Annotated in this window: 9 protein-coding genes; 7 read left to right on the forward strand and 2 right to left on the reverse strand. The window is 42.9% G+C overall.

The features are described from left to right. The first annotated feature begins 119 nt into the window (after positions 1 to 119). Positions 120 to 437 (forward strand): hypothetical protein, encoded by a 318-nt coding sequence (locus VB714_RS25690; protein ID WP_323227990.1) that lies wholly within the window; start codon positions 120 to 122, stop codon positions 435 to 437. 22 nt (positions 438 to 459) lie between these two features. Here the strand turns inward: VB714_RS25690 and VB714_RS25695 are convergent, their stop codons facing one another. Beyond that, positions 460 to 1,593, reverse strand: coding sequence for a glycosyltransferase (locus VB714_RS25695; RefSeq protein WP_323227993.1), 1,134 nt, complete (start codon positions 1,591 to 1,593; stop codon positions 460 to 462). 207 nt (positions 1,594 to 1,800) lie between these two features. Here VB714_RS25695 and VB714_RS25700 point away from each other — a divergent pair, with 207 nt between their 5' ends. Continuing rightward, positions 1,801 to 2,487: a zinc metallopeptidase gene (locus VB714_RS25700; RefSeq protein WP_323227995.1), complete on the forward strand. Its 687-nt coding sequence runs from the start codon at positions 1,801 to 1,803 to the stop codon at positions 2,485 to 2,487. Positions 2,488 to 2,731: 244 nt separating this feature from the next. Here VB714_RS25700 and VB714_RS25705 read toward each other — a convergent pair whose 3' ends face one another. After that, positions 2,732 to 3,007 carry a hypothetical protein gene (locus tag VB714_RS25705; protein ID WP_323227998.1) on the reverse strand — a complete coding sequence of 92 codons (276 nt, stop codon included), beginning with the start codon at positions 3,005 to 3,007 and terminating at the stop codon, positions 2,732 to 2,734. 683 nt (positions 3,008 to 3,690) lie between these two features. Here VB714_RS25705 and VB714_RS25710 point away from each other — a divergent pair. From VB714_RS25710 to VB714_RS25730, 5 genes are all read left to right on the forward strand, one after another. Next, the gene (locus VB714_RS25710) at positions 3,691 to 5,073 is read left to right on the forward strand and encodes a hypothetical protein (protein WP_323228001.1); all 1,383 of its coding nucleotides are present in this window, start codon (positions 3,691 to 3,693) and stop codon (positions 5,071 to 5,073) included. Positions 5,074 to 5,153: 80 nt separating this feature from the next. Beyond that, positions 5,154 to 5,630: a hypothetical protein gene (locus tag VB714_RS25715; RefSeq protein ID WP_323228003.1), complete on the forward strand. Its 477-nt coding sequence runs from the start codon at positions 5,154 to 5,156 to the stop codon at positions 5,628 to 5,630. A 188-nt stretch (positions 5,631 to 5,818) separates the two neighbouring features. After that, a complete protein-coding gene (locus tag VB714_RS25720) occupies positions 5,819 to 8,350 on the forward strand; it encodes a VIT domain-containing protein (protein WP_416309799.1) in 2,532 nt (843 codons plus the stop codon). 288 nt (positions 8,351 to 8,638) lie between these two features. Beyond that, positions 8,639 to 9,667: a DUF4351 domain-containing protein gene (locus tag VB714_RS25725; protein WP_323228006.1), complete on the forward strand. Its 1,029-nt coding sequence runs from the start codon at positions 8,639 to 8,641 to the stop codon at positions 9,665 to 9,667. Between the two features lie 192 nt (positions 9,668 to 9,859). Continuing rightward, positions 9,860 to 10,712, forward strand: an 853-nt coding sequence (locus tag VB714_RS25730; protein WP_323228007.1) for a glycosyltransferase, incomplete at its 3' end; no start/stop codon positions are given.

Raw genomic sequence — 10,712 nt, forward strand, 5'->3', positions numbered from 1 at the left:
AACATAAGCTGTGAAAAGCAAAAACAAGCTACATAAAAATTTGGTTTCGATACCACAAATTTTTATCCGATTCATCCCCTCTTGAATCAAAGATTACAAAAGGGGGATTCTCGGAAATTATGCTAAAAGTATCCGAACAGTTGCAAGGTATTCTTGATTATCTACTGACAACCCAGATAAATCTACTCGTTATCGAAGCCAAACGAGAAAATTTAATCAACGGTTTCACGCAACTTGCAGTAGAACTCATTGCCCTCGATCGCTGGGATCCCAGCGAGGGCAGTATCTTGTTTGGTGCAGTGACAACGGGGACAATCTGGGAATTCGGCAGACTCGATCGCGAGAAAAAACATATCCAGCGCGGTCTAGAAAGCTACCGAGTTCCCGAAGATATCGAAACCCTTCTTCGCATTCTCCTACAAATTCTGACCTCGTAGGAGCATCAGGGTATTTGAGCATTTATGCAGCCGTAGAAATAGATTCAGAATTAGCCACAGAACGATAGTAATCTTGTAACTGACGGGTTGCCGCCGACCAGCCCCAACGTTCTGCCTCCTTGCGGGCATTGGCGCGAAGGGTTTCCCGTTCGTCTTGGGCGGCTAATAGGCGTTTTGTTGCCGCGATCGCGCCATTAGCATCGTTAGGATCGAACAAGTAGCCATTAACGCCATCGGTGACAATATCGGGAATACCTCCAGAATTAGCCGCAACCACAGGACAACCCGCCGCCATTGCCTCTAAAACCACCAATCCTAGGGTTTCTGTGCGAGAGGTAAAGGCAAAAGCATCTGCCGAAGCAAAAGCCGAAGCGAGTTCAAGTCCGTGTAAATAGCCCACAAAATTCGTCGGTGTACCCGCAAAATGTTTTTTCAAGGCTTCTCGGTGGGGACCATTGCCCACGATCGCCAGCCTCGCCCCTGGAATTGCCTCTAAAATAGGCTTGATTTGTTCGATTTCCTTTTCTGGGGAAACTCGCCCCACGTAGAGAAGGAGAGGGCTATTGGGATGACCTTGAGAGAGGCGATCGCGCATCTTAGCCGAGGCGAGATGGGGCTGAAACATCTCCGTATCAACACCGCGCTGCCACAAGTCTAAACGTTCGATACCGTGACTGCGTAGCTCTTCTACCATTACCGAAGACGTACACAAATTCAACTGTGCTTGATTGTGTCCCGCTTTTAATAACTCCCACAAAAAGCCCTCCAATGCCCCGAGACCGTAATGATGCAAATATTGGGGTAAATGGGTGTGATAGGAGGCTACAAGGGGAATATTGAGCATTTTGGCATAATAAATTCCCGCCAGTCCTAACACGGCTGGGTTTACTACGTGAATTAAATCGGGTTTGAATTTTTCCAGTTGCTTGCCGATCGCGGGACGGGGAACCGCGATTTTTAATTCGGGATAGAGGGGAAGGGGAAAAGAGGAGAGGCCGTAAATTTTCGCCCCCTTATATTCCTTGAGTCCACCTTGAGGACAAACCACCAAAACGCGATCGCCATTGCGTTCTAAATGTTCGACAGTATGGCGCAAGCGGGTGACAATGCCATCAACTTTGGGTAAAAACGTTTCTGTAAATAGTGCGATTCGCATACTTTAATTTTGGGATAGCGGGCTATGGGTTGTTGTTTTTAAAATATTCATCGGGCAAAACCATCAATATCAATAGCAGCGATCGCGTCCGCAAACAAGACTTTTGGTTCGGTAATGTACGGTTTTCGAGAATTGGGAATTTTGTATAATTACAGAATATAACTCTGAATAAATTTACCCTTCGCGATCGCGGAGAAGCTCTCATTTATGTTTTTTCATTGGTCTTATTTACTCTTACTTCCAGGAATGCTGCTCATGTTCTGGGCGCAAAGTCAAGTCAAAGGAACTTATCGGAAATATTCTCGTATTCCTTCCAGTATGGGCATGACAGGGGCGCAAGTGGCACAGGAAATTCTCTCATCGATGGGAATTGAGAATGTTAACATCGAACCCATCCAGGGAGAGTTAACCGATCATTACGATCCCAGAGCGAGTACAGTACGCTTATCGGAAGGAATTTACAATTCTACCTCTCTGGCTGCGGCTGCGGTAGCTGCTCACGAATGCGGTCATGTTATTCAAGACCGTAAAGGCTATACTTTTATGAATGTGAGAGCCTCTCTTGTTCCTGCTGCCAATTTAGGATCGCAATTAGGACCCGCCTTAATTGTTATCGGCATTGTTTTAAGTTTTTTAGGGGGGATTTCTTCGATATTTATTAATATCGGTATCTTCCTTTTTGCTGCTGTCATTTTGTTTCATCTCGTGACTTTACCCGTTGAGTTTGATGCTTCTCATCGTGCTTTGAAATTAATCGACCAACTCGGTATTTTACAAGGTGAGGAAAAGAAAGGCGCAAAAGCAGTCTTGCAAGCGGCAGCATGGACTTATGTTGCGACTGCTGTTTATGCTGTTTTACAACTGGCTCAATTGATTTTAATGTCGCGTCGTTAATTCGGGAATTTAGTTTGCGATCGGGTGGGCATTGCCCGCCCTATTTTTTGTTTTTATGAATCTTGAACTTCAGTCAGAACAATTTAAGTGTTGATTTCATCAAGTAAAATCGAATGGTTGAAGCAGGGATATTTAGGTAGCGTGCTGCATCCCCAGCAGAGTAACTGGGGATATTGCGCGGATATTTGCCACCATAAATGTCAATCATTGCGATCGCCGTTGTGTATAGTATCTATATTGTAAATCAATCTGAGAAGATTGTGCGATCGCCTAACTCTTTTTTAATTTCCTCTAAAGATAAGATCGGCAAATTTTCCTCATCTTGTTTTGCTTGTCTTAAATCGTTTAAATCTTCCCAATCTTCAAGTATTTCTTGAATAGCTAAATATTCTTCATTATAAAAATTATCACGCGATCGCAAAATCACCTTTTTTCCGAATATATGGAAATATTGCGATCGCCTCTCCAGTTTTTTCTGATTACACTTTCCCAGATCGTGACAAAATTGGGTTGACTTCATACCATGCACCTTTATCATATCGATATTCGTAAACCAGGAGAGTGCGAATGAGTTTGGAATAATCTTGGTCTCCCGATAATTCTTTCGTGTCGCGAACTTTGCGAAGTAATTCCCATTCATTTCTTCCTGTAGGGACATTAAATTTAACATCCCCTGGAGTTTAATCGCTTTTTGTCGCATCTGACAAGATACTATCACATAATTTCCGGTCTTCTTTGCTTAATTTACTATTATAAGCAAGATAATCTTTCACCCAGCTACAGCCTTGCAATAAAAGATCATCTAAACCAATATTCCAGATTTTCACGGTCTTGTCCCTACTAGCTGATTTTTCTTGCTCCCTTTCTTCCTGAGTTTGTTTTAGTTGCTCATATAAATTTAGGCGATCGCCTTTACCGTTAAAGAAATGCGACTAAATCATTATATGCAATAATTGTTGTTATCTCGATCGCCTTCAGCTTCGATTTGCGGGATAGTGCTAAATTCCTCTACTTTGGATTTCAGAGAAAAATTCCCTAACACAATTGTCGGTAAATGGCAAGATCGGTTAGAGATCGCTGAAAAATCCCTGAGAATATCCTGAGAACGAACCCATCGCGATCTTGTAGAATCCCTTGTAAATAGTGGATTCTAGAAATGTAAGCAACTAACTAAAGTTTCTCTTTTCTCAGGAGTTCGCAACCATGTCTAATGTATCTACCTTTTCCGCAAAAATTGTTCAAGAATTGACCAACTGGAAAACCGCAGGAATTGCAGGAGGAATTACCTTAAGTATGCTATTAGCCAGTGCAGGAATTTATCAAATAAGCTACGGTAAGACAAATTTACAGCAAATTGCCATTAGCTACGAAGAAGTACAAGATTCTGGTTATTCTGTGAAAAACATTTCTTTACAATCTACGACTAAAGAAAATTTGCACTATAATCTCGACTTTGAACTGCAAAAAGAAGGAGAAACGATCGCGATCGCCTTGGATGATATCGACCTGAGTTTAATGATTCCTGCTGCCCCAGAATCAGCTAAAGGCAATGCAGAATTGGTTAAATGGTTTATTCTAGAGCGAGAATTTAATCGCCAGCGTGTTGTCTTTCAAGCAGACTCTCCTCACCTGCAAGTTAAAGGCGATCGGCAACTGAAAGCGAATAATCTTTCTGTTCATTTAACGAACAATTGTTTGGGGGCAGGTTACTGGGAAATAGCAGTATTTGCAGAAGAAAATGGGGCAGCGAAGAAAATATATCAAGGCTTCTTTGATTTTCCCCGAGGGAGTTATAAAAATTTTGTTGAAACAGTGAATAAAGATTCCTATTGGCAGTACGCACAAGGCATTGAATCATGGTATCCTGGAACGACATTTTTTAAAGGTCAAACTCTTGACTTCTCTACACTACGGTCAGTAAAAAACGAACGAAAAGTAGCCGTCAATGACTTAAAAAATGAAACAGTTTTTACCGTTGCAGAACAAAAACAGAAAGCAAACTTAATCGTAGATGATACGCAACAGGATTGGCAAACATGGTCTGATATTCGTCATTCTTCAGTACAATTTCAAAGTTTTGTGATTCCTGGCATTTACGATCCCGATCGCTTATGGAAAAGCAATTACAGTGAAATTGCCAATCTTACCAATGCTGTCGTAAAAGATATTGAGTCTCCCTTATCTAAAAAAACGTTACAGGAAATTGATTTTTATTTCCAAAATGAAGCAGGAAAAACTCGTAAGTTGGTGGTGAGTGGTGTTGATTTAAAATCTTTACCGAAATTGTCATCTCAAAATTATTCTCAAGGCTTGTATATGCCTCTCGGATACGGTACTCCCTTTACCCAAGATTATGAGGAATTAAAACAAAATCCTCCGGTCAAAAATCCGATCTTTAGCACTCTTTTCGATGAAAGCGATCGCATCATCGATTATCGTCACGATGTCGGAATTAATGGTATGGTGATGCACCAAGATGCGGTCAATCCTGATTTAGTTCACTTCTACTTACTTTCCTACGAACGTATCTCGATCGTCGGTCACTATACCGTTAACTTGAACAATGGTGATGCAAAATCGATTTAAGCGTTCTTGATTATCTTTGCGTACTAAATTTCCAACAGGCAAGATGCCCCATTCCTTGAATAATAACGCTAGAATCAACGATGGAATCATGCGAATTAATCATAGGAGATTTGGAAATGCGTTGTTTGCCTCAGTCTAGTGCGATCGCTTCTCTCAGTGCTATCGTTCTTTTCCTAGCTTCGGGTTGCGGGACAAGCAAAATTGCCCAATGTAACAGTGTTATCAACATTGCTAATGGTGTCGCAGAAGAGGCTAAAAAACTTACCAATGAAGGGCAAACGAAAGAATCCCAAGCTATGCTACAAGCAGCCGATGTCATTGACAAAGCCTCTCAAGATATGCAAGCACTAGAACTATCGGACGAAACCCTGCAAAAATTTCGCACAGAATTTGTCACAATGTACGAGGGGATATCCAAATCCACTCGTACTTTTGTTGAAGCCTTTGAAAAGAAAGATCGTCCGGGTTTAGATGCCTCTCTCGCTAATCTACAACGTGCCACGCAACCGGAACAGGAGTTGGCTAATGGTATTGTTAGTTATTGTCAGGGAAACTAATTGTAGTGATAAAATTATGAGACATGGATTTCTCTTGCTCTCATCGATCGCCGATCCTTAAAAAATTGGTTACCAAAACCGAAACAGAGACTTCTCAGGAATATAATTTGTGTCAAGGTACGCTAAGGGAACAAGAATCTTTGCTTTCTAGCTTTTCCCTTGCTGTCCTTCATTTCTTGCCCGAATCGATGAATGCAACTCTATTTCTGTCTCTGACACTATTTTTAGTGGGTCTTGGTGGGACGACTTCCGTGGCGATCGCCCAAACACCCCCGAGATCTGCCCCTAACTCATTACGTACCGATAGTATGCGAAATCCTGCCCCATCTGCCCCCACAAGCGGTTTATTTGCCCCTTCAGAGGATGGAGAACCCCGTGTATTTCCCCTCAAACACACCCAAGTTAAAGTCAAAATTTCGGGGAATGTTTCCCGAGTCGAGGTCACGCAAACTTTTGAAAACCCCTTCAGCGAACCCTTAGAAGCTGTTTATGTCTTCCCTTTACCCGACGAAGCGGCTGTGGATGACATGGAAATCAAGATCGGCGATCGCATTATTAAGGGAGATATTAAAAAGCGAGAAGAAGCAAGAGAAATCTACGAACAAGCGAGGAGAGAAGGACGAACGGCTGGACTTCTTGAACAAGAACGCGCTAACATATTTACTCAATCCCTCGCTAATATTAAACCAGGGGAAAAAATTGATGTAACTATTCGCTACACCGATAGCCTCACTTTTGAGGGAGGCGATTACGAGTTTGTTTTCCCGATGGTAGTGGGACCGCGCTACATTCCCGGTACACCTATTAACCTCCCCATACGTGCCTCAGATCCGACCCGCGAAAACTGGGGACAAGATAGCGATCGCGTCCCAGATGCCTCGAGAATTACCCCTCCCGTCTTGCCTCCAGGTACGCGATCGGGTCACGATATTGGGGTCACGGTAGAATTAGACGCGGGGGGATTAGTGCAGGGTGTGAGTTCTTCTTCTCACAATATTATCACTAATCTTCTTAGCAATATTGTTGAGGTTAAATTAAATCCAGAAGATAATATTCCCAACAAAGATTTAATCTTGCGCTATCGAGTGTCCGGGAAAGAAACTCAAGCCACAGTATTAACTCAAGCAGATGAAAAAGGCGGCCATTTTGCCCTTTATCTCGTCCCCGCAATTGAATACAAAACTAACGAGATCGTGCCGAAAGATGTGGTTTTTCTGATGGATACTTCCGGTTCTCAAGCGGGAGAACCGATCGCCAAATCCAAAGAACTGATGCGGCGTTTTATTCATGGTTTAAACCCTAATGATACCTTTACCGTCATCGATTTTGCAAATACGGCTCAAGCACTTTCTCCCACTCCTTTAGCGAATACGAAAAGAAACCGCGATCGCGCTTTAGACTATGTAGAAAGGTTAGAAGGAAATGGCGGTACAGAACTCCTGAATGGTATTAATGCCGTGTTAAACTATCCCCCAGCCCCCGCAGGACGCTTGCGAAGTGTCGTATTACTCACCGATGGTTATATCGGCAACGACAACGAAATTATCGCCCGAGTTCGCGATGAATTAAAATACGGCAATCGTCTTTATAGTTTTGGAGTCGGAAGTTCCGTCAATCGCTTTTTACTCGATCGCCTTGCAGAAGTTGGACGAGGAACCATGCAAGTGATTCGTCAAGATGAACCTAGTCAAGAAACAGTTGAAAAGTTTTTTCAACACATTAATAATCCCGTCTTAACTAATATTAGCGTTAGTTGGGAAGGGGGAGGCAATTCACCTGATATTTATCCTCAATTTTTGCCGGATTTATTTGCGAATCAACCTTTAGTTTTATTCGGACGTAAAGGCGATCGCACTAACGGTAAATTGAGAGTTACAGGCATTGCAGCCGGAGGACGACGTTATAATAAAACTATTGAGGTGAACTTCAATAATGAAGGGAATTTGGCGATCGCGCAACTGTGGGGGCGATCGCGAATTAAAGAACTCATGACCCAAATGGTAGGGGGAGAAACCGTCTCGGGAGTAGAAGGCATTACCAATACTGCTCTCACTTATCGTTTATTGTCCCAATACACTGCCTTTGTCGCCGTGAGTGAGGAAATTCGCGTCGATCCCGACGGCACGCGACGCAGGGTAGATGTTCCGGTAGAATTACCCGAAGGTGTGAGTTTTGAAGGCATTTTTGGCGACTCAGGTGAGAAACTTAATGATACTTATGGGGGATCCACTTCTCGTGGAACTCCTGCTTCAGCAGTCCCACCACCCTCTGTACCCGCGCCATCGGGACGGACTTTAGGAAGGGTAAATCGTCCCAGTCCTCGCCCTCAATACCGACAAAACCGACGCGATCGCGAACAAAATCAACCTGCGGATTCTTCTCCTCTTGTTGATGGTATTCCTACTCAACAGCCCCAAGAAACAGAGGAACAAGCAATTGCTTTACCCTTGGAAGTTACCCTGGCCAATGGATTCGATCGCGCCACAATTGACGCTTTAAATCAATATCTTCGCAATATTTATATCCCTAATGGTGTCAGTGGAGAATTGATGTTTGAATTGCGTCTTCGTAACGGACGAATTGACCGCGCTATCCTGGACGATGTGGCTTCAACAGTGACAGAAAAAACCCTCATTGATGAAATTCGTCGTCGTTTATTAACATGGTCGCCTCCCCAAGGAATAAGCGGGACTTACGAAATTAAATTGCGCGTTCGTTAAACAGTAAATTATCGGGTGCATCTCAAATTTGTAAATTTATCATTTAGGTCATAAAAGAAAACTTCTTGATTGTGGAACAAGCAGGATGCTTGTTCGGGAATTATACCAAATTAGTCACGGGCATCCTGCCCGTTCCACGGTAAAATAGAAGAAATATTCTGTTCAGGATGGATATTTTTGCAAAACTGAGATGTACCCAAACGATCGGAGTTTTCTTGCACAGAAAACTCCGATCATTCTCAGAAATAACAAAATAATTATAAGATAGAATGTAAACCGAGTTTAACAATGAAAGAGCAACGCATTATTGACCACGATCGCTTATTTAAAGAACTGCTTACCGTCTTTTTTGTAGAGTTCGTGGAATTGTTTTTTCCTGAATTGCGGGAATATCTCGATCCTAACTCCGTAACGTTTTTAGATAAGGAAGTCTTTACGGATGTAACTTTGGGGGAACGTTACGAAACCGATCTCATAGTCCGAGTTCATTTTGCCGATAAAGACTCTTACTTTTTGATTCACGTTGAGAATCAATCTTCTCCCGATATCGCATTTAACCAGCGAATGTTTCGTTATTTTGCTCGCTTGTATGAGAAATTCAATGTCCCTGTTTATCCGATTGTAATATTTTCCTACGATCGACCCAAAAAAGCTGCCATCAATTACCATAAAGTCAGCTTTCCTGACTTTGATGTTTTGCGGTTTAACTATCGAGTTATTCAATTAAATCGCCTCAATTGGCGAGATTTTCTAGAGCAGAAAAATCCAGTTGCATCGGCGTTAATGGCAAAAATGAATATTACTTCCGAAGATAGACCAAAAGTTAAGCTAGAATGTTTGCGGCTTTTGGTAACACTGCACCTCGATCCGGCTCGAATGCAATTGATTTCCGGGTTTGTGGATACTTATTTAAAATTAAATGAAGCAGAAAATCGCATATTTGTCGAGGAAGTTGCTACAATTAAACCAGAGAACAAGGAGGAAGTTATGCAAATCGTAACAAGTTGGATGGAAGAAGGGATCGAGATTGGTATCAAGCAAGGGCTTGAACGAGGTCGCGAAGAAGGTCGTGAAGAAGGTCGTGAAGAAGGACGACGACAAGGGTGGTTAGAGGTTCTTTTACGCCAGCTTACACGACGTTTTGGACAGCTTGAGTTAAAAATAGAAGAGCAAATTTCTCAGTTAACGCTGGCGCAGTTAGATGCTTTAGGTTTAGAAATGTTGGATTTTGAGAGTTTGCAAGATTTGACAACTTGGTTGACGAATGTTGAACAAAAAACTGAGAGTTTAGAGGGCGATCTCGATAAAGAAGAATAGAATCTCTTTTGCTTGCGATCGCATCATCTCAAATCGTAGCCCACCATAAATCCGCGATCGACAACTGTTCTAAATTAACAGCCTCACCATTGCGAACTTCAGCAAACAGGCGATCGCACTTCTCCCGAAATTTTAAATTTCCCGTCCCCTCAAGTCGCGCTAAAGTATTGGAGATCGAGAAACAAATCCTTGATGAAAACAGCCTTAGTCCATGAATGGTTAACCCCCCAAGCAACCGGAGGATCGGAATTAGTCGTACAGGAAATTCTCCAGCACGTCGAAGCGGATCTCTATGCTTTAATTGACTTTGAATCGGTTAACCCAGAGAGTTACCTATATGGGCGCAAAATCGGTCATACTTTCCTACAACATTTTCCCCTCGCCCGCAACGGCGTACAAAAATATTTACCCTTTCTTCCCTTCGCGATCGAACAACTGGACCTAGGAGACTACGATCTCATTCTCTCCTCTTCCCACGCCGTCGCCAAAGGAGTCCTCACCCGTCCCCACCAACTCCATCTCTGCTACTGTCACACCCCCATGCGTTACGCTTGGGATTTAACCTTTGATTATCTCCGCAGCAGTCGTATGGGAAACGGAATTCCAGGTGTATTCTCTCGCTATATTCTCCATCGCCTGCGAGAATGGGATGTTATTTCCGCCAACCGCGTTGACTATTTCATCGCCAACTCCCAATATACAGCCCGTCGTATCTGGCGCTGTTACCGACGCAAAGCCGAAATCATTTATCCTCCCGTAGACTGCGATCGCTTTGCTTTTTCTCCTCAAAAAGAAGACTTTTATCTGGTTGTTTCCCGCTTGGTGAGTTATAAAAAAGTGGGTTTAATTGTCGCAGCCTTCAATCAATTACAACTCCCCCTCGTAGTGATTGGCGATGGCGCAGAATTAACCCGTATTAAAGCCATAGCCCGCGATAATATCCAAGTGTTAGGATCCCAACCAAATGCAGTTTTAGAACAGTATATGGCCACAGCTAAAGCCTTCGTTGATGCAGATTGTGACGACTTTGGCATTGCCCCCGTCG

The sequence above is a fragment of the Spirulina sp. 06S082 genome, from assembly GCF_034932145.1.
In the GTDB taxonomy this organism is placed as follows: Bacteria; Cyanobacteriota; Cyanobacteriia; order Cyanobacteriales; family Spirulinaceae; genus CCY15215.

Coding starts and splice junctions, on each gene's coding strand:
- VB714_RS25690 (WP_323227990.1), top strand. CDS start 120: ATGCTAAAAGTATCCGAACAGTTGCAAGGTATTCTTGATTATCTACTG.
- VB714_RS25695 (WP_323227993.1), bottom strand. CDS start 1,593: ATGCGAATCGCACTATTTACAGAAACGTTTTTACCCAAAGTTGATGGC.
- VB714_RS25700 (WP_323227995.1), top strand. CDS start 1,801: ATGTTTTTTCATTGGTCTTATTTACTCTTACTTCCAGGAATGCTGCTC.
- VB714_RS25705 (WP_323227998.1), bottom strand. CDS start 3,007: ATGAAGTCAACCCAATTTTGTCACGATCTGGGAAAGTGTAATCAGAAA.
- VB714_RS25710 (WP_323228001.1), top strand. CDS start 3,691: ATGTCTAATGTATCTACCTTTTCCGCAAAAATTGTTCAAGAATTGACC.
- VB714_RS25715 (WP_323228003.1), top strand. CDS start 5,154: ATGGAATCATGCGAATTAATCATAGGAGATTTGGAAATGCGTTGTTTG.
- VB714_RS25720 (WP_416309799.1), top strand. CDS start 5,819: ATGAATGCAACTCTATTTCTGTCTCTGACACTATTTTTAGTGGGTCTT.
- VB714_RS25725 (WP_323228006.1), top strand. CDS start 8,639: ATGAAAGAGCAACGCATTATTGACCACGATCGCTTATTTAAAGAACTG.